Here is a 22,526-nt window from a genome sequence, read left to right on the forward strand (position 1 = left end):
ATCCTCTCAGCCGCGCGCGCGGATTCTCACGCACGCCGGGATTGCGCGGCGTCGCGCGACCGCGTAATGTCGCCCGCCGTGACAGACGACAGTCGCGGCCCCGGCGAAGAGACGCCGATCGCCAAGCGCATCCTGATCGGCGAGCCGCTGACGAGCGAAGAGCTCGAGGGACAGCTGCTCCCCAAGAAGATGGCGCTGCCCATCTTCGCCTCCGACGCCCTGTCCTCGGTGGCGTACGCCCCGCAGGAGCTGCTGATGATCCTCCTCATCGGCGGGACGGCCTTCCTCGCGCTCAGCCCGTGGGTGGCGACGGCCGTCGTGGCGCTGCTGATCGTCGTCGTCCTCAGCTACCGGCAGCTCATCAAGGCCTACCCCTCCGGCGGCGGCGACTACGAGGTCGCCCGCACCAACCTGGGCGAGAAGGCGGGCGTCGTGGTGGCGGCCGCGCTGCTGGTCGACTACATCCTCACGGTCGCCGTGTCGGTGGCCTCGGGCGTCGACAACATCATCTCGGCCCTGCCGAACCTCGATCCGTGGCGGGTGGAGCTGGCCGTCGGCTTCGTGATCCTGATCATCCTCGTCAACCTCCGCGGCGTCCGCGAGGCCTCGACGGCGTTCGCGATCCCCACCTACCTGTTCATCGGGTCGGTCATGCTCATGATCGGCACCGGCCTCGTGCGGTGGATGCTGGGGGATGCGCCCATCGCCGAGAGCGCCCAGTTCGCGGTGCAGGCGGAGGATCTGAGTCAGGCCGCCCTCATCCTCCTGGTGCTGCGCGCGTTCTCCAGCGGCTGCTCCGCCCTCACCGGCGTCGAGGCGGTGTCCAACGGCGTACCCGCCTTCCGCCAGCCGAAGATCCGCAACGCGCAGACGACGCTGGTGCTGATGGGCTCGATCGCGATCACCATGTTCGCGGGCCTCACGATCCTTGCGCTCGTCGCCGGGGTCCACTACTCCGAGGACCCCTGCCGTCTCATCGGCTTCAACTGCCAGGCGCTCGTGCAGCCCAGCCTCATGGCGCAGGTGGCCGCGGCCACCTTCGGCGGCGGCAGCATCCTGTTCTACGTCGTGCAGGCGGCCACGGCGGCCGTGCTGCTGCTCGCCGCGAACACGGCGTTCAACGGCTTCCCGCTGCTCGGCTCGGTACTCGCCCGTGACGGCTACGCGCCCAAGGCGCTCAACACGCGCGGCGACCGACTGGTCTACTCCAACGGGATGATCGTGCTCGGACTGGCCGCCGTGCTCGTGCTCGTGATCTTCCAGGCGAAGCTGACGACGCTGATCCAGCTGTACATCATCGGCGTGTTCGTGTCGTTCTCGCTGGGCCAGCTCGGCATGGTGAAGCACTGGCGCCGGGAGCTGCGTCTCCTCTCGCCCAAGGCGGTCAAGCCCCGCCGCGAGGCCGTGTCGGGCCTGTTGATCAACTCGCTGGGCGCGACGTTCACGATCGTCGTGCTGGTGATCGTCACGATCACCAAGTTCACGCACGGCGCCTACCTCGTCTTCATCGCGATCCCGCTGCTGTCCTTCCTGATGATCGGCGTGCACCGGTACTACCGCGACGTCGAGCACGAGATCGCCATGGACGACGACGTGCACTACGGCTCGACCGGTGACGTCGCGATCGTGCTCGTGGGCAAGCTGCAGAAGCCCACGGCGAAGGCCGTCGACTACGCACTGTCGGCCAAGCACGAGAAGACGCTCGCGGTGCATGTCGCCGTCACCGCCGAGGAGGCGCGTGACGTGCAGGACGAGTGGCAGTTCCACCGGATGCCGATCCCGCTCCTGGTGATCGAGTCGCCCTACCGGCAGTACGCGGCGCCGCTCGCGCAGTTCATCGAGCAGTACCGCAAGAAGCACGGCCCGTCGGTGATCACCGTCTACCTGCCGCAGTACATCGTCGGCCACTGGTGGGAGACCTTCCTCCACAACCGGCGGGCGCGCCGCATCGCGCAGCAGCTCATGCTCGTGCACGGCGTGCAGATCACCCTCGTGCCCTGGCTGCTGGACTCGTCGGAGCTCATCTACGGGCGCCGTTCGCGGCCGCTGCCGGGCGACGACCGCGCCGGGCGCATCACCTCGTACGGACTCGTCGCCCACACGGACGACGACCACTGAGCGGCGGCCGAGGCCGGGCCGCGCTCCGGAGCCGTGCGCTGTGCCGGGGCGTAGCCTAGAGGGGTGACTTCCGCGACCGCGTCCCCCGTTTCCGCCGCACCCGTGGCGGCCCTCGACGCCTCCGCGATCAAGAGGGACTTCCCGATCCTCGGCGAGCAGGTGAACGGGCATCCCCTCGCCTACCTCGACTCCGCCGCCACCAGCCAGAAGCCGCTGGCCGTGCTCGACGCGGAGCGCGACTTCCTCACGCACGCGAACGCCGCCGTGCACCGCGGTGCCCACACGCTGGCCGCCGAGGCGACCGAGCTCTTCGAGGACGCCCGGGCGACCGTGGCGGGCTTCGTCGGCGCGCAGCCGGAGCAGCTCGTGTGGACGAGCGGGGCGACCATGGGCCTCAACCTCGTCGCATACTCGATCGGGAATGCGGGACTGATCCGCCCCGGCGACGAGATCGTCACGACCGCCGTCGAGCACCACGCGAACCTCATCCCCTGGCAGGAGCTCGCCGCCCGCACCGGCGCGGTGCTCCGCCACATCCCGGCCCACGACGACGGCACCCTCGATCTGGAGGCCGCGGCAGCCCTCATCGGCGAGCGCACCCGCGTCGTCGCCTTCACGCACGTGTCGAACGTGCTCGGCATCGTGAACCCCGTGGCCGAGCTGATCGCCCTCGCCCGTGCGGTGGACGCGATCACGGTGATGGATGCCTGCCAGTCGGCCCCGCACCTTCCCCTCGACCTGCCGGCGCTCGGCGTGGACCTCGCGGTCTTCAGCGGTCACAAGATGCTGGGGCCCTACGGCGTCGGCGGTCTGTACGGACGCACGCCGGTGCTCGAGGCGCTGCCGCCGTTCCTGACGGGCGGGTCGATGATCACGACGGTCACGCTCGACCGGGCCGAGTACCTGCCGCCGCCGCAGCGCTTCGAGGCGGGCACGCAGCCCGTCGGGCCGGCGATCGGGCTGGCCGCGGCCGTGCGCTACCTCGACGGCATCGGCCTGGAACGGATACATGCCCACGAGAGCATGCTCGCGGAGCGCATGCGCGCGGGGCTCGTGGAGATCCCCGGCATCCGCCTGCTCGGCGACGCCGCGGGGGTGGAGCGCGTGGGGTTGTGGGCGTTCGACGTCGACGGCGTGCACGCGCACGACGCCGGGCAGTATCTCGACGCGCTCGGCATCGCCGTCCGGGTCGGCCATCACTGCGCCGCGCCCCTGCACAGCCGTTACGGCGTCACCGCGAGCGTGCGCGCGAGCACGGCGCTGTACAACACGACCGACGACGTCGACCGCCTGATCGAGGCCGTCGGCGGCATCCGCCCCTACTTCGGAGTCTGACATGAGCGATCTCGACGCCCTCTACCGCGAGCTGATCCTCGATCACTCCAAGCATCCGCAGCACTTCGGCCTGGCCGATGAGGGCGATGCGCCCGCCGTCGCCGGCACGATCGGCACCTCGTACCAGAAGAACCCCGTCTGCGGCGATGAGATCACCCTCCGCGCCCGCGTGGACGGCGAGACGATCGCCGACGTGCAGTGGGAGGGTCGCGGCTGCTCCATCTCGCAGGCGTCGGCCTCGATGCTGGCCGACCTCGTCGCCGAGGAGGGCCTGACCCGCGCCGAGGCGCTGCAGCTCGTCGAGGGGTTCCGCGAGGCGCTGCGCTCGCGCGGCACGATCGAGCTCGACGAGGAGGTCTACGGCGACGCCGCCGCCCTGTCGGGGGTGTCGAAGTTCTCCGCGCGCGTCAAGTGCGCGATGCTCGCCTGGGTCGCCCTCGAGGACGCGATCGCCAAGGCCTGACCCTCTCTTCTTGCCGAGCCGCTACGCCGCGGCCGAGCCGCTACGCGTCGGCCCGCCCGCGGCATGGCGGGTCGCACACGGCGTGGCGGCTCGGCGGCGGATGGCGGCGGGGTCACTCGGCCAGGAAATCCAGGGCGGCGGCGCGGAAGACGCGCGAGCCGGGGGCGTTGAAGTGGTGGCGGTCGGGGATCTCGACGAAGCGGCCCTGCGGGCACGCCGCGGCGAGCGCCTTCGAGCCCTCGATGATGCCGTCGAGCGATCCGGTGGCGAACATCACCGGCTGCTGCGGCGCGTGCGCGGGGTCGGGGTCGACGGTCTTGGAGGACCGCATGCCCTCCGCGATCGCCAGCAGCGCGCGCAGGTCGTTGCCCGGCACCCGCTCGGTGAGCGCGATGTAGTTCTGCGTGACGCGATCGGTCACCGGGGTACCGTCGGCGATGAGGGCGCGCACCTGGGCGAGGTCGAGGCGCGCGAGCGGGATGCCGTCGGGGACCCCGCCGAGGACGGCCCGCGGGATGCGCGGGGCGATGTCCTGCACGACCTCCCACCCCACCCGCGCCCCCAGCGAGTAGCCGACGTAGGACGCCTCGTCGACGAGGTAGGTGTCGAGCATCGTCTCGACGTCGCCGGCGAGCTGGCGGATGTCGTAGGCGCTCGGCTCATGCGGCTTGTCGCTCGCGCCGTGACCGCGCTGGTCGAGCGCGAGCACCCGGTAGCCGGCGGCGGTCAGGTCGCGCACCCACCCGGTCGCGACCCAGTTGTCCTTCGTGCTCGAGGCGAACCCGTGCACGACCACGACGGTCGGCGCGTCCTCGTCGCCCCACGAGTACGTCGCGATGCGGTAGCCGTCGCCGACCATGAGGTACTGCGGGTCGGGCATCTGCGTGAGGTTCTGAAGGGGAGCGGTCACGGTATCCATCCTGCCGCCTCTGCGGTCGCCGCGACGCTGCGGTGCGCGTCAGTCCTCGACGCGCACCTCCTTCCAGAACGCGACGTAGCCCGAGAAGTCCTTGCCGACCCGGGCGATGCCGCTCTCGTACGGGTGCGGATACGCCCAGGCCCGGTCGGCGAGCAGGCCGTCGGCGCCGCGCACCGAGTAGTACTGGCACTCGCCCTTCCACGGGCACGTGTAGGGAGTGGGACTCTCCTCCAGGAGATCCCAGTTCACGCTCGACGGCGGGAAGTACCAGTTGCCCTCGATCGAGATGAGATCGTCGCGGTCGGCCTCGGCCACCGTCGCATCGCCCAGAACTGCCTTCATCGCGTCCTCCGCTTCGCTCGGGTCCCACCCTTCCACCGCCGGGGCCGTGCCGCAACGAGGTCGGCGGCCGGCTGCTGCGGCAGCGGGATGGGCTGGGTGACCACGGCATCCACCACCATCGACCCGTCGGTGGGACCGATGACGGCGATCGGGGTCGTGAGGGTCGGCTCGTCGGGGTCGACCGGCATCCGCTCGAGGGCGCGATGGGCGCGGACGTAGGCGGGGATCAGGATGACCGCGGCGCCGATCCAGGCGAGCGGATTGCTCCACACCACGCCGACGAAGCCGAAGAGGTGGCCGAGCACGACGGCGGCGCCGACGCGCATGACGAGCTCGACGAGACCCGTGACGGTCGGGATGATCGTGCTGCCGAGGCCCTGCAGCGTGCCGCGCAGGATGAACAGCACACCCAGCGCGGTGTAGCTGGCGCCGTTGATGAGCAGCATGAGCGCGGCGAGCTGCACGACCGTGTCGCTGCCGTCGCCGACGAACAGACGCACGAGCGGCGCACCGAAGGCGATCAGCAGCGCCCCGAGGACGACGGCGGCGATCAGCGCCATCCACACGGCCTGCACGACGCCGCGGCGGATGCGGTCGGGACGGCGCGCACCGAGGTTCTGTGCGGCGTACATGGATGCCGCGAGCCCGAGCGACTGCAGGAGCGCGACGGCCAGGCCGTCCACGCGCGACGCTGTCGTGTAGGCGGCGACGGCATCGGCGCCGAGGGTGTTGAGCGCCACCTGCACCGTGAGGGTGCCGATCGCGATGATCGAGGCCTGGAAGCCCATCGGCAGGCCGAGGCGGAGGTGCTCGGTGAGATCGGCGCGGGTCACCCGCCAGTCGAGGCGACGCATGTGCAGCACCGGCAGCCGGCGCCGCACGTACTCGAGGCACAGCAGCACCGACAGCGCCTGGGAGACGACGGTCGCCAGCGCGGCGCCTCCGACGCCGAGCTCCAGCGGGCCGACCATGACGATCACGAGGGCGACGTTGAGGGCGCACGCGATCGTGAGGAACACGAGCGGGGTGCGCGAGTCGCCGATGGCCCGGATGATCGCCGACAGATAGTTGAAGCCCATGATGGCACCGGCGCCGAGGAAGCTGATCTGGGCGAACACGGTCGCCTGCTCCATCAGCTCGGGCGGGGTCTGCAGCAGGTGCAGCGCGGGGCCGGCTAGCAAGGGCGCCGCCACGGTCAGCACGAGCGTCGTGAGGGCGGTGAGGACGGTCCCCGCCGCCACCGAGCGTCGCACCGCGCCGAGGTCGCGCGCGCCGAACGCCTGCGCCGTCGGAATGGCGAACCCGCTCGTGAGGCCCCACGCGAAGCCGAGCAGCAGGAACAGCAGGCTTCCCGTCGCGCCGACGGCGGCGAGGGCGTCGACGCCGAGGTGACGGCCGACGACGATGGCATCGGCGAACTGGTAGAGCTGCTGCACGACGTTGCCGATGAGCAGGGGCACCGCGAAGGCGAGGATGACGCGCCAGGGGCTACCGGTGGTGAGAGAACGTGACATACGACCGGGTTCGAGACGGGGGCGGAAACGGCGAAAGGCGCTCCGGAGGGGAGCGCCGGGTCTCAGGCTATCGAATCGATTCGGAGGATGCAAGCCCCGGCATCCGCGAGCCGGGTCGTGCGCGGCCGGTACTGTTGCTGGCATGTCCGTGGGTCTGCTCGCCGTCGTCGATGACATCCTCAGCGCGGCGCTCAAGGCGTCGGCGAAGTCGGCGGGGGTCGTGATCGACGACGCCGCCGTGACCCCGCAGTACGTGCAGGGGCTGTCGCCCGCGCGCGAGCTGCCGGTGGTGGGGCGGATCGCCCTGGGATCGCTCGCGAACAAGTTCCTCATCATCATCCCGATCGCGATGGTGCTCACCGCCTTCGCCCCGTGGGTGCTGCCGTGGCTGCTCATCGTCGGGGGTGCGTACCTCTGCTTCGAGGGCGCCGAGAAGGTGCTCGAGTGGTTCGGCTTCCACCACGGCGGTCACGACGACGAGGGCGGGCGCGACGAGAAGCGCCTGGTCAGAGGCGCGATCCGCACCGACCTGATCCTGTCGACCGAGATCATGCTCATCGGCCTGTCGAACGTCGACCCGGAGCTCGACTTCTGGCTGCGCCTCGCCGTGCTCGCCGTCATCGCGCTCGCCATGACCGCGCTGGTCTACGGGGCCGTCGCACTGCTGGTCAAGATCGACGACATCGGCCTGAAGATGGCCAAGAGCTCGTCGGCGCGCGTGCGCCACACCGGCATGCGGGTGGTGCGGTCGATGCCGGGCGTCTTCCGCGTCATCTCGATCGTCGGCACCGTCGCGATGCTCTGGGTCGGTGGCCACCTGGTGCTCGCGAACCTCGGCGAGGTCGGCTGGCACGCGCCGGTGGAACTGCTCCACGCGGTCGAGCACGCGCTCGAACCCCTCGGGCCCGTGGTGGTCTGGGTCGGCGACACCTTCGTGTCGGCCGTCGCGGGCCTGGCCGTGGGTCTCGTGATCGTCGGCATCGCGCTGATCATCGGCAAGGCCTTCGGCAAGAACCTCAGCTTCAGCGAGGGCCACCGCGCCCCGCACGGCGAGACCGACTGACGGCGACACCCCGCGGCCGAGCGGGGCGCCCTGCGGCCGAGAAACCACATCCGCCCCGAGAAACCGTCGGCGCCGTGGTTTCTCGGGGCGGATGTGGTTTCTCGCGTGAGGGGGAGGGGGCGCGGCGGGGCGGCGGGCGGCGTCAGTCGAGCGTGATGAGAGGGTCCGCGCCGTCGGGGCGGGTGACGTGGATGCCGCGGGCGTCCGCGACCGTCCACGTGGGCGCCGCCTCGGCGGCGTGCGGACCGACGCCGATCACGCGCATGCCGGCGGCGAGTCCGGCGGCGATGCCGTTGGCGGAGTCCTCGACCACGATGCAGCGCGCGGCATCCACCCCGAGCGCGGCCGCGCCAGCGAGGAATCCCTCCGGGTCGGGCTTGCTGCGGCTCACGTCGGCGGCGGCGATGACGACGGGCGGCAGCGGCAGCCCGGCCGCCCGCATGCGCGCGGTCGCGAGCTCCGTGGTCGCCGAGGTGACGAGGGCGTAGGGCAGGTCGGCCGCGGCGAGCGCGGCCAGCAGGGCGGCCGCGCCGGGGATCGCGACGACCCCGTCGGTCTGGGCCGTCTCGAGGGCGAGCAGCGCGGCGTTCTCGGCGAGGTTGACCTCGTGCGGGCGATCCGGCAGCAGGAGCGCCATCGAGTCCTGCCCCTGGCGGCCGTGGATGATCGACAGGGTCCGCGCCGGGTCGACGCCGTGATCGAGCGACCACTGCGTCCACAGCCGTTCGACGACGGCGTGCGAGTCGACGAGGGTACCGTCCATGTCGAGCAGCACGGCCGATGCCGAGGTGTCGATGCGGGGGACGGATGCCGGGACGCGCAGCACCTCCCAACCTCCCCCGAGGGGCGGCACGTGCCAGCCGGCGTCAACGGCGCCGGAGGCGGCACGGCGGACGATGGCGCGGTGGGGGGAGGTCGTGTCGACGACGTGCACGAGGACGCTGCCGTCGTCGCGGCGCTCCCCGCGGGTGGCCAGGCGCAGGTGGGTGGCGCCGGGGGCGCCGTCGGGGGCCGGGCCCTCGACCGCGACCTCCTGCCAGAAGGGGGCGACGGGAAGCGTGCCGACGTCGGGCAGCACCAGGCTCCACCCGTCCGCCGTGTCGTCGAGGACGAGCCCCGCGGAGGCGAACGGCTCGGCGCTGACCGCGAGCCGGTCACGCGCGGTCCACGCATCGCGCGGCACGGCAGGGGCGGTCACGGCCGGGGCGGCACCGCCGGTCACGGCAGGGGCGGTCATGGCCGGCGCGCCTGCGCCCGCCCCGGCAGCGGGGGTCGCGGCATCCGCCCCGCCCGCCGCATCCGCGACCTCGACGGCCGCGACGAACGCCCAGAACGCGCGCAGCGTCGCCTGGGTGTCGAGCGTGGCGCCCTGGTAGGCGATGACGAGGTCGTGCTCGGGAAGGACGAGACCGAACTGCCCCGCGGCGCCGTCCAGCCGGAACCCGTGACGGCCGCGCCACACCTGGTAGCCGTAGCCGACCGCCCAGTCGTTGACCTCGCCGTCGGCGGCCACCGGACCGTCGAACGCGGCCGTCTCCGACCAGGGGCGCGACAGCTCCTCGACGTACCAGGCGGGTGCGACCTGCACGCCGTCGAAGACGCCGCCCGCGCCCAGCATGATCGCGGTCCGCGCGAGGTCGTCCACCGTGAGGTGGAAGCCGGAGGCGCCGTGCTCGATGCCTCCGTACGGCGTCATCCAGCGCTCCCCGATGCCGAGCGGGTCGAGCAGCCGCGGGCGCAGGTAGGTCGTGAGCGGCTCGCCGGTGAAGGCCGTGACGATCGCGGAGAGCGTGTGCGTGGCCGGGGAGTTGTACGCGAAGTGCGTGCCGGGCGCGAACGCCGGAGCCTCCCGGAGAAGCACGAGCGGGTCCGCGCCGATCCGGTCGATCTGCTCCGCGGAGTGCCCGGTGTTCATCGTGAGCAGATGGCGCACCGTGATGCCGTGCGGGTTGTCCTCGCCCACGGCGATGCCGGCCGAGTCGTCCAGTCGCAGCCGGCCCTCGTCGGCGAGGAAGCCGATCGCGAGGGACGTGTAGGTCTTGGATGCCGAGTACACGAGCGCCGGCCGCTCCAACCGGTACGGAGCCCACGCGGTCTCGAACGCGACCTCTCCGTGGCGGGCGACGAGAAGCGCGTGCGGGTCGAGGCCCTCGGCCGCGAGCCTCTCCGCGAGCGCCAGCACTGCGGCCTCGGGGATGCCGAGCTCGACAGGGGTACGACGCGGAAGCGGCCGGGACGAGAGGGGGCGATGGGACTGCGGCGAGGAAGTCATCTCCCCCACTCTACGAGCCGCCCCGGACGGGCCGGCCGCCGCGCGGGGCGCTCCCCGTAGAGTCTGAGGATGAGCCGGATCGTCGTCCTCGGCAGCGCCAACATGGACCTCGTCGTGCGACAGCCGCGTCTCGCGCGGCCGGGCGAGACGCTCGCGGGCACGTCGTTCGCCACGGGGCCCGGCGGCAAGGGGCTCAACCAGGCGATCGCCGCGGCGCGGGCCGCCGGGTCCGCGGACACCGTCGCGTTCCTCGGGTGCGTCGGCGACGACGCGTTCGGCCACCGGCTCGTCGAGGCGTTGCGCGCGGCGGGTGTGGATGCCGACGGCATCCGCACCGTGACCGCGCCCGCGGCGGCCGGGTCCACCGGGGTCGCCGCCATCAGCGTGACCGACGACGGCGAGAACGCGATCGTGGTGGTCCCGGGGGCGAACGCCGACGACGCCCTCACCGACACCGACCGGCGCGCCATCGCGGGAGCGGCGTTCCTCCTCGTACAGCTGGAGCGCCCGCTGACGCTCATGCGCGCGGCTCTGGAGCTCGCGCGCACTGCCGGTGTGCGGACGGTGCTCACCCCGGCGCCCGCCGTGCCCGCGGCCGCCGAGCTCGTTCCGCTCGCCGACATCGTCGTCCCGAACGACGGCGAGGCCGCCGTGCTGCTGCGGGCACTGGACCCCAAGGGGGCGACGGGCGACGACCCCGAGGCGGCGGCCCGGGCGCTCAGCGCCCACGCCGCGGGCGGCGACGGCAGCGGCATCGCCGTCGTCACGCGGGGTGCGGCCGGGGCGATCGTCGCCCGGGGCGGCACCCTCCTCGCGCCCGTCGCCGCCCGCGCCGTGCACGCCGTCGACACCACCGGCGCCGGCGACACGTTCGCGGGAGTGCTCGTCGCGTGGCTCGCCGACGGCGCCGAGCTGACGGACGCCCTCGCGGCGGCGAGTGCCGCGGCATCCCTCGCCGTGACCCGCCCCGGCGCCGCGGCGGGCATGCCCACCCGCGACGAGATCGTCGCGGTCCTGCGGGGCTGAGCGCGCTCAGTCGCCGAGCGTGCTCAAGACGGCGTCGAGGGCGGCGAGGAACCGACGCGCGTCGGGCTCGGTCAGCACCAGCGGCGGCTTGACCTTCAGCACATTCTGCCGCTCCGACGCCGGCTGCACGATGAAACCGTGCTCGCGCAGCAGGTCGCAGACGCGCGCGGCCTCCGCGCGGGCCGGCTCGAGGGTGTCGCGGTCGCGGACCAGCTCGATGCCGAGGTACAGGCCCGTGCCGTGCACCGCGCCGATGAGCGGATGCCGCTCCGCCAGCGCGCGGGCCCCGTCGGCGATCACGCGGCCGACCCGGCGCGCGTTGTCCTGCAGCCCCTCCGCGTCGATGATGTCGAGGATCGCCGATCCCGCGACGGCGCTGACGGGGGTGCCGCCGGCCGACGAGAAGAAGGTCCCCTCCCACGCGAGCGCGTCGACGATCTCGCGGCGGGTGAGGACGGCTCCCAGCGGGTAGGCGTTGCCGGCAGCCTTGGCCACCGCGACGATGTCGGGGACGAGCCCCTGCAACGTGCTCCCCCAGAACGCGTCGCCCAGGCGCCCGTAGCCGACCTGCACCTCGTCGGCGACGACCAGACCGCCGTGGGCCCGCACGGCGTCGGCGACGGCGGTCAGATAGCCGCGGGGCGGGATGACGCCGCCGGCGTTGCCGAGCACCGGCTCGCAGATGAACGCACCCGCGGGGCGGCCCTCCGCGGCCAGGGAGCGCGCGAGGTCGGCGACCTCGCGCGCGTAGGCGGCCCCGGCATCCGGCCCGCGGTGGCGGCCCCGGTAGGCGTTCGGGGCGTCGACGAGGTGCACCCAGGCGGGTCGCGAGTCGGCGGCGTGCGGATTGTCGAACGCCGACGTGCTGACGGCGTCGGCGGCGCTCGTCCACCCGTGATAGCTCTCGCGCACCGCGATGACATCGCGCCGACCGGTCGCGACGCGGGCGAGGGTGAGGGCCAGATCGACCGCCTCCGAGCCGCTGTTGACGGGGATCACCGTGTCGAGCGACGGGTCGGGGGCATGGGCGACGAGCCGCGCGGCGAACTCCGCGAACGCGTCGTAGAGGAAGCGCGAGTTGGTGTTGAGCAGGTTCAGCTGACGGGCGACACGGTCGGCGAACTCGGGGTGGGCGTGACCGATGGCCGAGACGTTGTTGACGAGGTCGACGTACGCGCGGCCCTGCGTGTCGACAAGCAGCGCGCCCCAGCCGCGCTCGATCTGCGGCGGCTCGGCGTAGAACCGTTCCGCGGCGGCGCCGATCGCCTCCTCCCGCACCCGTCGGGCGCGGCGGGTCGCAGCCACCGGGTCGGCCACCCGCGGCACGCCGAGGATCGGCGACGGATCCGCGGCGCCCGGCGTCTGGTCCTCCCCGTCGGCGTCGACGAACGGGGCGGCCGGTGCGGCGTCGCGCAGGCGGCGGGTGATGCGCAGACGCCCGAGGCCCGGCTCGGCCTCGGCGACACGGCCGAGCACGGCCCCGGCATCCACCGCCTCGCCCGCCGCGACCTCGGCGGCGAGGTCGACCCCCTCGATCCGCAGGACGACGCCCGCGTCGTGGAGCTCCACCGCCCCGGCGCCCACGTCGACCTGCGTGAAGCCGCGGAAGGGCGCGGCGACCGCGGCGCCCGGGCGCGTCCACAGCTCGACGCAGCGCGCCCGCGTCGCCGCGGGCCGCGTGGTGTCCGTCGACACGCGGCTCAGCCGGCTCTCGCCGTAGCGGAGCACGGCGATCGGCGCATCGTTCAGCGCCTCCCTCACGAGCTCCTGCTCGATGCCGGGCACGGTCCAGCGCCCCCGGTCGAGAAGCGGACTCCGGATGCCGAGATCCACGGTGGCCGCGGCATCCCCCCGCGCCAGCACGGGCCGGTAGGCGACGCCCCGGCGGTGCGGCCGCCCGGCCGCGAGACGCAGCTGCGCCGTCACCTCGGACGACGGCACGCGCGCCGTCCGCGCGAACACCTGCCACTCGTGCTCGACCCGCTCACGCGCGTAGTCGTTGCCCGGGTCGATGCGCAGCTGGCTCCACCCGCTGACGGCGAGCACGGCACCGCGCAGCACGACGAGGGGCCAGAGGGCCTCGAGCTCGGCGTCGGCGAGGTGCGCGTGCGCATCGAAGCCGGCGACGGCCCGGCCGACGATCGCGAGGTCGTCGGTGCGGCCCATGAGGTCGGCGAGCAGCATCGCGAGCTCGGCGGCCCGCCACGACGTCGCGACGTCGCCGAGGTCGATCACCCAGTGCCGCCCGCGGCGGTCGCGCATGACGTTGTCGGCCGTCAGGTCGCCGTGGATCACCTGACGCGGGAGGTCCGCCGCGACACGGTCCAGCTCGGCCGCCGCACGCCGGGCCGCGGTGAGGCACTGCTCGCGCCGATCCTCCGGCAGGTCGTCGATGAGCTGTTCGACGACGGCGAGCGCGTTGCCCAGCTCCCATTGCAGATTGCGGTCGGTGTCGTCGGCATCCAGCCCCGCGAACGCGGTGGTGACCTCCGCGACCAGCGCGCCGAGCTCCTCGGCCTGGGCCCCATCGGCGTCGGTGACGTCGGACAGCGGCCGGCCGTCGACGATCTGGAACCCGGCCACGCGGGCGATCTGCCCGTCGGCGCAGACGATCTGCGTCGTGCGGGCGGCGTCTGCCGTCGTGAGCACCTCGGGCGTGAGGAGCCCCTGGGCGCGCAGGCGGTCCGATGCGGCGATGTGCAGCGCGACCGCGGCCGCGTCGACGGTGGGGTGGAAGATCTTGACGAGCAGACCCGCGCCGTCGGCGCCGCGCACCAGGAAGTTGCGATCCTGCTGACTGCCCAGCTCGGTCAGCTCGCCGTCGACGCCGTACTCGCGACGAGCGAGCGCCCGCACCTCGTCGAGGTCGACGTCGGGTCGGGCCAGCAACCAGTTCTCGGTCATCGGGAGCACGTCCTTCGGATGAGGGCGGGTCGAAACGGGTGCCCGGCCATCGCGCGACGGCCGGGCACCACGATTCTGGCGGATGCCGCCGCGTCCGTGTGTCCGGATCGTCGCCCGTCGTCGGTCAGTCGGTCCGCCGCGCGGGGCTCGCGGGTCGGGCCGGGTGGCTACGGAGCCGCGAGCGCCGCCACCAGCTCGGTCGCGTAGGGGGCGCCCTGCGCCGTCGGGCTCCACGCGATGCCCAGCGCCCGCACGCGGCGCGGCCGGAGGGGCAGGTAGACGACCCCCGGATCGTCGCGACCCGGGGTGCGCGGGAGGATCGAGACGCCCAGACCGCCGGCGACCAGGCTGCGCATCGTGTCGATCTCGCTGCTCTCGAAGGTCACGTTCACGGCGACGCCCGCCTCGTCGAGGATGCCGGTGACCACCGCGCGCAGCTCGGCGATGCGCGAGAAGCCGATGAAGTCGCGACCGGCGAGGTCGCCGACCTCGACCCCGTCGGCCGCCGCGAGCGGGTGCCCCGCCGGGACGGCGATGCACAACGGCTCCTCGGCGAGGGCGAGCCAGCCGATGTCGTCGGACGCTGCGGACGGCGCGATCGGCGCGGTGCTCAGCGCGACGTCGATCGCATCGAGCGCGAGCCAGCCGTAGAGATCGCGGGCGAAGCCCTGCCGCAGCGAGACGCGTACGTCGGGCCGGAGCGCGCGGAAGCGCTGCACGACGTCGGGCACCATCCACCGCGCGACCGAATGCAGGAAGCCGACGCGCAGCAGCCGCCCCTCCTCCGCGATGAGCTCGGCGTGGCGGCGGGCCGCATCGAAGGCGTCGAGCACACCGGCCGCGTCGGCGCGGAAGGCGAGGCCGCCGGCGTTCAGCTCGAGACGCTTGCCGTGCCGCGCGAACAGCGGCATCCCCACCTGCGCCTCCAGGCGGGCGAGGGCGCGCGAGACGTTCGACTGGTTCACGCGCAGCTCGGCCGCGGTGTCGCGGGTGTTCTGCGTCTCGGCGAGGGAGAGGAAGATCCGCAGTGCCTGCTCGTCCATGCGCCTCATTATGCGCCAGACGCATCACACGGGCGCGTCAGATCATTTCCAGACACGACACCGGCGGATCACGATGGAGCCCATGGCCGCCAGCGTGCTCGACCGCACCCCCACCGGCTCGATCGCGCGCCTGGCCGCCGGCACGCCCTCCTACCGCCGGGTCGTCGGCCTGCTGGCCGCCGGCGGCCTCGCGAACTTCGCGATCATCTACTTCCCGCAGCCGCTGCTGCCCGCGATCGCGGCGTCGTTCCGGGTGGATGCCGGAGCGTCCGGGCTCGCGATCTCCGCCACGACCGCGGCCATGCTGCTGGGACTGCTGCTGTCGGGCCCGCTCTCCGACCGCATCGGGCGCGTCACCGCGATGAGCGGCTCGCTCGTGCTCGCCGGAGTCCTGTCCGTCGCCTGCGCCGTCGCGCCCACCTGGGAGCTCTTCCTCGCCCTGCGCGCCGCCGGCGGCGTCGCCCTGGCCGTCCTGCCCGCCGTCGCACTCGCCTACCTCCGCGACGCCGTGCGCGACGACGCGCACGGGCGCGCGAACGCGCTGTACATCTCCGGCACCGCGGTCGGCGGGGCCGTCGGGCGGCTCGCTCCGCTGCCGCTCGCGGCCCTCGGAGGCTGGCAGACGGTGAGCATCGTGCTCGGCGGCGTGAGCGTCGTCGTCGGCGCCCTGGTGTGGATCGCACTGCCCCGCGACGGCGCGGCGCCCCTCCCCCTCCGACTCGGCGACCTGCTCGGCGGCACGGTGGCCTCCCTGCGCGACCCCGTCATCCTGGCGGTGTGCGCCGCCGGTGCGCTCGCGATGGCGACGTTCGTCGGGCTGTATAACGCCGTGCCGTTCCGCCTCGACGGGCCGCCCTTCTCGCTCGGAGCGGCGGAGGTGTTCGTCTACCTCGCCTACCCCCTGGGCATCCTCGCGCCGGGCCTGTTCCACCGGATCTCGCGCCGCCGCGGTCGCGCGCTGACATCGCTGCTCGGCGCCGCCGCCACCCTCGGCGCGATCGGCCTGCTCGTCTGGCCGGACGTCGTCGCTGTGTTCGCGGGACTCGGGCTGCTGACCGCGGCGTTCCTGGGCACGCACTCGGTGCTCAGCGGCTGGGTCGTCGCCCGCGCCCAGGCGACCGGGCGCAGCACGTCGCGCGCCTCGAGCGCCTACCTGCTCACCTACTACCTGGGCAGCACCGTGGCGGGGACGGCCTCGACCCACCTGTTCGCCGGCGCCGGCTGGACCGCGGTGATCGTGCTCGCCGCGGCGCTGACCGCGGCATCCGCGGTGCTCTTCCTCGGGCTCCGTCTGCGCCGCGCCGGCTGAGCGTGCCGGCGCTCCCGCGCGCACCGCGTGTCACGAGAGCACGACGAGGCGCTGGGTCGCGCGGGTCATCGCGACGTACCGGTCGACGGCGCCGGTGATCCCCCCGCCGAACCGGTCGGGATCGACGAACACGACGAGGTCGAACTCGAGGCCCTTGACCCGCTGCGGATCGAGCGACGCCACCCGCGGTCGTGATGCGAACGCGGGCGCGCCGATCACCACGGCCGTCCCCTCCGCGCGGTCGCGCTCCCACGCGTCCAGCACCGCCTCCAGCTCGTCCCGCGACCCGTAGGCGACCGGAATCCCGGTGCGGCGGATCGACTCCGGGACGTTCGCATCGGGCAGCGCGGCGCGGATGACCGGGCCGGCGACGTCCATCACCTCCTGGGGCGTGCGGTAGTTGACGCTCAGCGACGTGACGTTCGCCCGATCCAGGCCCACCCGCGCGAGCCGCTCACCCCAGGTCTCGGGGAAACCGTGGCGCGCCTGCGCACGATCTCCGACGATCGTCACGCTCCGCGACGGACACCGGCGCAGCAGCATCCGCCACTGCGCGTCGGTGAGCTCCTGCGCCTCGTCGATGACCAGGTGCGCGAACGGCCCGGCGTACGGGTCGCGCTCGGATGCCGTGGGCTGCGCGAGCGTGCCGCGCAGATCCTGCCCGCGCAGCATCGACATGATCCGCAGGTCGCCGTCGTCGGCCGCGATCAGGTCGCTCACCACGTCGGACATCACCCGGCGCTCTTCGGCGGCCGCACGGCGCGCCCGCCGCTCGCGCACCTCGCTGCGCGGATCGCCGACGCCGCGGCGGGCCGCATCGAGCAGAGGCAGATCGACGTCGGTCCACGCGGGCGGCGCACCGCGCGCGACGAGCACGTCGACGTCCGCGGCCGCCAGCCAGGGTGCGCAGCGTCGCAGCAGCTCGGGCGTCGAGAGAAGCCCGCGCAGCAGCGCCTCGGGATCCAGCAGCGGCCAGGCCCGATCGAACAGCGCCCGCAGCTCCTCGTCGTTCTCCAGCGTCTCGCGGGTCGACTCGTCCTCCTCCCAGCCCGAGCCGTACGCGTCGAAGTCGTCGCGAGGACGGGACGCCTCGCCCCAGCCCTCCCCCCAGGCATCCGCCGACCCGCCACCGCCGTCGCGCAGGTCGTCGTCGATGCGGTCCTCGAGCAGGTCGAGCAGGCGATCCCAGGCCCGCGCGCGGTGCGCGTTGTGCGGCAGCTCGTCGGCGTCGGCGAAGATCTCGGACCACTCCGCGGGCCCCACCACGACGGTCCCCCACGCGGTCTCGATCGCGGTCGCGCGCCTCGGCGGGCGCTGCCACCGGCGCACCGCGGCGTCGACGGCGTCGACCACGCGACCGTCGCCGAGCAGGCGCCGGATCTGCGGATCGGCCTCCTCCGCCGCCTCGGCGCCCCCGGCGACGAGATCGTCGACGGCGCAGACCAGCGCGCCGTCCTCCCCGAGGCTCGGCAGCACGTCGTCCACGTAGTCGACGTACGGGCGGTGCGGGCCCACGAACAGCAGCCCGCCGTGTCCGGCCCGCATCCGCGCATCGTCGTAGAGCAGGTACGCGGCGCGGTGCAGCGCGACGACCGTCTTGCCCGTCCCGGGGCCGCCGTCGACGACGAGCGCGCGCCGGGAGTCGGCGCGGATGATCGCGTCCTGGTCGGCCTGGATCGTCCCGAGCACGTCGCGCATCCGGGGCGAACGGCTCGCGCCGAGGCTCGCGATGAACGCCGACTGGTCGTCGAGCGCGCCGCTGTGGTCCACGCCGTCGTCGGCGAACACCTCGTCCCAGTAGTCGACGATGCGTCCCTCCCGCCAGCGATAGCGGCGCCGGCTCGTGAGACCGAGCGGACGCGCCGCGGTCGCGGCGAAGAACGGGGCGGATGCCGGGGCCCGCCAGTCCGTCAGCAGCCGCTCCTCCGCGGCATCCGCGAGACCGAAGCGCCCGATGTAGGTGACGGCTCCCGCCGCATCGACCATCCGGCCGATGCAGGCATCGAGGCCGAACCGGCGGAGGATGCGCAGCCGCGCCGTCAGGCTCTGCACCTCGAGGTCGCGTTCGAGCGCCCGCTGGCCGCCGCCGACGGCCTCGCGCTGCAGCGCCGCCGTACGCTCCTCGGTGCGCCGCACGTCGGCGGCGAGGGCCCGGGCGATGGCGGCGAACTGCTGCTCGTCCCGGCCGATGAGCAGCGGATCGGCCTTGCGGTGCAGCCGTGGCGGCAGATCGAACACGCTCTCCGGAGTGTTTCCCCTCGGCATCCGAATCCCCTTCCCGCGCCGCAAAAGACAGCGCGACCTGCGATTCTGCCCCACGGAGGGGCCCTTGCGGCAAGCCCCCCTCCGCGCGGGATAATGGAAAGGGCAGGCCGGATGGCGTGAAATGTACTCATGCGAGCAACCGTCATGTTCGGCGCCGGAGACGTCCGCGTCGAGAACGTCCCCGATCCCGTCGTCCAGCAGCCGACCGACGCCGTCGTGCGCATCGTCCGCGCGTGCGTCTGCGGCTCCGATCTGCACCCGTACCATTCGATGGCCGAGTCGTCGAAGGGCCGGCGGATGGGGCACGAGCTCATCGCCGTCGTCGAGGAGACCGGCGCCGAGGTGACGGCGGTGCGCCCGGGCGACTTCGTGATCGTGCCGTTCGTCTACTCCGACAACACGTGCGTCTTCTGCCGGGAGGGCTTCCAGACCTCGTGCCTGCACGGCGGGTTCTACGGCAGCGGGCGCGTCGGCGGCCTCCAGGCCGAACGGGCCCTCATCCCCCAGGCCGACGGCACCCTGGTCGTCGTGCGCGACGTCGATCCGGATGCCGCATCCGACGCGCTGCTCGCCTCGCTGCTGACGCTCTCGGACGTGTACCTCACGGGTTATCACGCCGCGCATCTCGCCCGGGTCCGCGCCGGGCAGACGGTCACCGTGATCGGCGACGGCGCCGTGGGCCTGTCGGCGGTGCTGGCCGCCCGCACCCTCGGGGCCGAGCGGATCATCCTGATGGGTCGGCACACCGACCGCACCGATCTCGGCGTGGAGTTCGGCGCGACCGACGTCGTCGCGGAGCGGGGAGCCGAGGGGATCGCGCGTGTCCGCGACCTCACGAACGGCGAGGGCAGCCACGTCGTCATCGAGGCCGTCGGCCACATGCCCGCGTACGAGCAGGCGTACGGTGTCGTGCGCCCCGGCGGTGTCATCTCCCGCGTCGGCGTGCCGCAGTACGAGAGCGCACCGGTCGGATCGGCGTCGCTGTTCGGCAAGAACATCACGCTGACCGGAGGGGTGGCCCCGGTGCGCGCCTATCTCGACGACACGATCCCGCTGGTGCTCGACGGCACGATCGATCCCGGCCGCGTGTTCGACCGGATCATGACGCTCGACGAGGCGCCCGCCGCCTACGCCGCGATGGACGCGCGCGAGGCGCTGAAGGTGATGCTCACGCGTTGAGCAGCTCCCAGGTGCCCTCGGAGATCACCTCGACCGCGCCGTCGACGACCCGGATGGCCGTCTGGTCGTCGATGGCGTAGGCGCGCGCCCCGAGGGCGGCCGCCCATCGGTGCGCCGCCGCGGTCGTGTTCCCCGTCCAGCCCGGGTAGTCGAGGTGGGGGAAGATCGAGAAGTCGACGAGGCCGAGCGTCTCGTCGGTGCCGCCGGGGTCGCGGTCGACGAACTCCGGGCCCACGCGGGGTGTGAGCGCCATGCTCCCGGCACTGATGCCGACCCAGACGGTGTCCTCCAGCTCGGGCAGCAGATCGCCGAGCCCCGAGGTGCGGATCCACTCGGCGAGGTACACGGCCTCACCCCCGTCGACGAGCAGGGCGTCGGCCTGGCGCACCCACGGCATCCACCGCTCGGGCGCGATCGTCGGCAGTGCGGTGAGCTCGAGCACCCCGACGGAGCGCCATCCGAGTTCGACGGGACTGGGGATGCCGTCCGGCCAGGTGCCCGCCGTGGATCGCCAGACCGTCTCGGGCGAGCACATCGGCTGCCCCCACTGGGCCGTCGGCACGAACAGCGCGGAGCTGTCGGCGATGGGTTTGCCGAGCATCTCCTCGAGGGTGCGGCGGATGCTGTCGTTGGTGACCCCGCCCGAGGTCAGCAGGAGCTTCATACGCCCAGTCAACCGTCTGCGGCGGCGCACGGCCAGGGGCCGCCCTCGCCGGGCGCGCGGGCTCAGCGCGGTCGGGAGCGCGGCGGCACGGGGTCGTCGACTGTTAGCGTTCGAGGGTGACCTCGACTCCGGATGCCTCCGCCGCCCCGACCGGATCCGCGCGCTCGATCCGCGTCTCCGCCGCCGTCATCACCGACGCGGACGGCCGCCTGCTCCTCGTGCGCAAGGCAGGCACCCGCGCGTTCATGCAGCCGGGCGGCAAGCCCGAGGCCGGCGAGGATGCCGCGCAGACGCTCATCCGCGAGCTCGCCGAGGAGATCGGGCTGCGCCTGACCGGTGCCGACCTCACGCCGCTCGGCGAGTTCACCGCGCCCGCCGCGAACGAGCCGGGCTTCGCCGTCGTCGCCGACGTCTTCCGCGTCGACATCGGCGATCAGCAGCCGGTGACGGATGCCGAGATCGAGGAGCTGCGCTGGGTCGACCGGGCCGCGGCATCCGCTCTGGAGGTCGCGCCGCTCGCGGCGGCCTACTTCCTGCCGGAGCACTGAGCGCGCCGACCGGTCAGCGGCCGGTCACCACGGGCTCTTGCGGTAGTCCTTGAGGAAGATGCCGAACAGGTCTTCGCCCGCCTCGCCCCGCACGATCGGGTCGTAGACGCGGGCCGCGCCGTCGACCAGGTCGAGCGGTGCGTGGAAGCCCTCCTCGGCGAGGCGCACCTTCGTATAGTGGGGGCGTTCGTCGGTGATCCAGCCGGTGTCGACGGCCGTCATGAGGATGCGGTCGGTCTCGAACATCTCGCGGGCGCTGGTGCGCGTGAGCATGTTCAGCGCCGCCTTGGCCATGTTCGTGTGCGGATGCCCCGGCCCCTTGTATCCGCGGCTGAACACCCCCTCCATGGCCGACACGTTCACGACGTACTTTCGCCGCGCCGGCGACGCCGCCATGGCGGGGCGCAGGCGGGAGACGAGCAGGAACGGCGCGGTCATGTTCGCCAGCTGCACCTCGAGCATCTCCAGCGGCTCGACCTGGTCCACCGACTGCGTCCAGCTGTTGATGTGGTTCTCGTCGGGCACGAGACCGCCCGCGTCGATGGCGGTACCGGCCGCCAGGCGCTCCAGCGACGACGAGCCCGCCGCCATCGCCTCGGCGGTCAGCTCGTCGGCCGTGCGGGCCGCGGCTGCGAGGATCGGATGGCTCGACACCGACTGCGCGAGCGCGAGCGGATGCGCGTCGTTGGTGTGGCCGAAGGTCAGCAGCTCCGGCAGGGGTCCCGTCGGCAGCGGCGCGAGCTCGGCATCCACGAGCGGCTTGTAGGCCCCGGCGGAGCGGCGCACGGTCTGCGCCGCGTTGTTGATGAGGATGTCGAGCGGTCCGTCGGCGGCCACGGCATCCGCGAGACCGATGACCTGGGCGGGATCGCGCAGGTCGATGCCGACGATCTTGAGCCGGTGGATCCAGTCGGCGCTGTCGGGGAGGGCCGAGAAGCGGCGGACGGCGTCGCGGGGGAAGCGGGTCGTGATCGTCGTGTGCGCGCCGTCGCGCAGCAGCCGCAGCGCGATGTACATGCCGATCTTCGCGCGGCCTCCGGTGAGGAGAGCTCGCCTGCCGGTCAGGTCGGTGCGGGCGTCGCGCTTGGCGTGACTCATCGCCGCGCAGTCGGGGCACAGCTGGTGGTAGAACGCGTCGACGGTCGTGTACAGCTCTTTGCAGATGTAGCAGGCGCGCGGCTTGATGAGCTCGCCGGCGATCGGCGCCGCCGTGCGCGCCGCGAGCGGGATGCCGCGGGTCTCGTCGTCGATGCGGTCGGGGGCGCCCGTGGCGGTGGCGGCGACCACCGCGCGGTCGGCGTCGGCGATGCGCTGGCGCTTCTCCTGACGGGACAGGCGCTTGACGTCCTTGTACATCTTGCCCGTCTGGCGGCGCAGGGCGATGTACGCGGGATCGTCGCGGTCGAGGTGGGATGCCGCGTCGATGACGCGCAGCGCGATCTCGAGCTCGGCCGGGTCGATCGTCGGCGCGCTCGGGTCGGTCGTCGGCGGTGCCGAGGCGGAGCTCTCGGGGGTGTTCGCGGGGTCGGCGGGACTTTCGGGCACGCCAGAGTTTACCCGGG

Annotated in this window: 17 protein-coding genes; 8 read left to right on the forward strand and 9 right to left on the reverse strand. The window is 73.2% G+C overall.

Going from position 1 to position 22,526, the window contains the following annotated elements; all coding sequences use genetic code 11:
- The first annotated feature begins 66 nt into the window (after positions 1-66).
- The 3 genes from KY498_RS11210 (at position 67) to sufU (ending at position 3,916) form a co-directional block, all read left to right on the forward strand.
- The gene (locus tag KY498_RS11210; protein ID WP_060960512.1) at positions 67-2,118 is read left to right on the forward strand and encodes an APC family permease; all 2,052 of its coding nucleotides are present in this window, start codon (positions 67-69) and stop codon (positions 2,116-2,118) included.
- Positions 2,119-2,181: 63 nt separating this feature from the next.
- On the forward strand, positions 2,182-3,453 hold the full coding sequence (locus KY498_RS11215; protein WP_191009349.1) for a SufS family cysteine desulfurase: 1,272 nt from the start codon (positions 2,182-2,184) through the stop codon (positions 3,451-3,453).
- Between the two features lies 1 nt (position 3,454).
- A complete protein-coding gene (sufU, locus tag KY498_RS11220) occupies positions 3,455-3,916 on the forward strand; it encodes a Fe-S cluster assembly sulfur transfer protein SufU (protein ID WP_060960514.1) in 462 nt (153 codons plus the stop codon).
- 112 nt (positions 3,917-4,028) lie between these two features.
- On the opposite strand, the gene KY498_RS11225 is transcribed toward sufU, so the two are convergent.
- The 3 genes from KY498_RS11225 to KY498_RS11235 are packed head-to-tail and all read right to left on the reverse strand — an operon-like array spanning position 4,029 to position 6,691.
- Positions 4,029-4,835: an alpha/beta fold hydrolase gene (locus KY498_RS11225; RefSeq protein ID WP_060960515.1), complete on the reverse strand. Its 807-nt coding sequence runs from the start codon at positions 4,833-4,835 to the stop codon at positions 4,029-4,031.
- A 39-nt stretch (positions 4,836-4,874) separates the two neighbouring features.
- Positions 4,875-5,177, reverse strand: a complete 303-nt coding sequence (locus KY498_RS11230) for a DUF427 domain-containing protein (protein ID WP_060960516.1) — start codon at positions 5,175-5,177, stop codon at positions 4,875-4,877.
- The gene (locus KY498_RS11235) at positions 5,174-6,691 is read right to left on the reverse strand and encodes an MATE family efflux transporter (protein ID WP_060960517.1); all 1,518 of its coding nucleotides are present in this window, start codon (positions 6,689-6,691) and stop codon (positions 5,174-5,176) included. The genes KY498_RS11230 and KY498_RS11235 overlap by 4 nt, the downstream gene beginning before the upstream one ends.
- Before the next feature lie 142 nt (positions 6,692-6,833).
- Between KY498_RS11235 and KY498_RS11240 the strand changes: the two genes are divergently transcribed.
- The gene (locus tag KY498_RS11240; protein WP_061782508.1) at positions 6,834-7,754 is read left to right on the forward strand and encodes a DUF808 domain-containing protein; all 921 of its coding nucleotides are present in this window, start codon (positions 6,834-6,836) and stop codon (positions 7,752-7,754) included.
- Positions 7,755-7,896: 142 nt separating this feature from the next.
- Here KY498_RS11240 and KY498_RS11245 read toward each other — a convergent pair whose 3' ends face one another.
- Complete coding sequence (locus KY498_RS11245) at positions 7,897-10,026, reverse strand: HAD-IA family hydrolase (protein WP_191009348.1); 2,130 nt, start codon at positions 10,024-10,026, stop codon at positions 7,897-7,899.
- A 69-nt stretch (positions 10,027-10,095) separates the two neighbouring features.
- Here KY498_RS11245 and KY498_RS11250 point away from each other — a divergent pair, with 69 nt between their 5' ends.
- On the forward strand, positions 10,096-11,052 hold the full coding sequence (locus KY498_RS11250; protein ID WP_191009802.1) for a ribokinase: 957 nt from the start codon (positions 10,096-10,098) through the stop codon (positions 11,050-11,052).
- A gap of 6 nt (positions 11,053-11,058) precedes the next feature.
- Here the strand turns inward: KY498_RS11250 and KY498_RS11255 are convergent, their stop codons facing one another.
- A complete protein-coding gene (locus KY498_RS11255) occupies positions 11,059-13,956 on the reverse strand; it encodes an aminotransferase class III-fold pyridoxal phosphate-dependent enzyme (RefSeq protein WP_191009347.1) in 2,898 nt (965 codons plus the stop codon).
- Between the two features lie 167 nt (positions 13,957-14,123).
- Positions 14,124-14,999 (reverse strand): LysR family transcriptional regulator, encoded by an 876-nt coding sequence (locus KY498_RS11260; protein WP_101305272.1) that lies wholly within the window; start codon positions 14,997-14,999, stop codon positions 14,124-14,126.
- Between the two features lie 82 nt (positions 15,000-15,081).
- Between KY498_RS11260 and KY498_RS11265 the strand changes: the two genes are divergently transcribed.
- Entirely contained in the window at positions 15,082-16,308 is a 1,227-nt protein-coding gene (locus KY498_RS11265) for an MFS transporter (RefSeq protein ID WP_223848780.1), read from the forward strand.
- A 30-nt stretch (positions 16,309-16,338) separates the two neighbouring features.
- Here the strand turns inward: KY498_RS11265 and helR are convergent, their stop codons facing one another.
- Positions 16,339-18,573, reverse strand: coding sequence for an RNA polymerase recycling motor ATPase HelR (gene helR / locus KY498_RS11270; RefSeq protein WP_191009345.1), 2,235 nt, complete (start codon positions 18,571-18,573; stop codon positions 16,339-16,341).
- Positions 18,574-18,702: 129 nt separating this feature from the next.
- Here helR and KY498_RS11275 point away from each other — a divergent pair, with 129 nt between their 5' ends.
- Complete coding sequence (locus KY498_RS11275) at positions 18,703-19,752, forward strand: zinc-binding dehydrogenase (RefSeq protein WP_197425776.1); 1,050 nt, start codon at positions 18,703-18,705, stop codon at positions 19,750-19,752.
- Here the strand turns inward: KY498_RS11275 and KY498_RS11280 are convergent.
- Positions 19,742-20,416 carry a Type 1 glutamine amidotransferase-like domain-containing protein gene (locus tag KY498_RS11280; protein ID WP_060960135.1) on the reverse strand — a complete coding sequence of 225 codons (675 nt, stop codon included), beginning with the start codon at positions 20,414-20,416 and terminating at the stop codon, positions 19,742-19,744. The two genes, KY498_RS11275 and KY498_RS11280, sit on opposite strands and share 11 nt — an antisense overlap.
- Before the next feature lie 116 nt (positions 20,417-20,532).
- Between KY498_RS11280 and KY498_RS11285 the strand changes: the two genes are divergently transcribed.
- On the forward strand, positions 20,533-20,964 hold the full coding sequence (locus KY498_RS11285) for an NUDIX domain-containing protein (RefSeq protein WP_060960134.1): 432 nt from the start codon (positions 20,533-20,535) through the stop codon (positions 20,962-20,964).
- 24 nt (positions 20,965-20,988) lie between these two features.
- On the opposite strand, the gene KY498_RS11290 is transcribed toward KY498_RS11285, so the two are convergent.
- Positions 20,989-22,509, reverse strand: coding sequence for an SDR family oxidoreductase (locus tag KY498_RS11290; protein WP_082734205.1), 1,521 nt, complete (start codon positions 22,507-22,509; stop codon positions 20,989-20,991).
- Positions 22,510-22,526: the final 17 nt, after the last annotated feature.

Origin of the sequence: Microbacterium sp. PAMC21962 (genome assembly GCF_019443465.1) — a bacterium.
GTDB lineage: Bacteria > Actinomycetota > Actinomycetes > Actinomycetales > Microbacteriaceae > Microbacterium > Microbacterium hominis.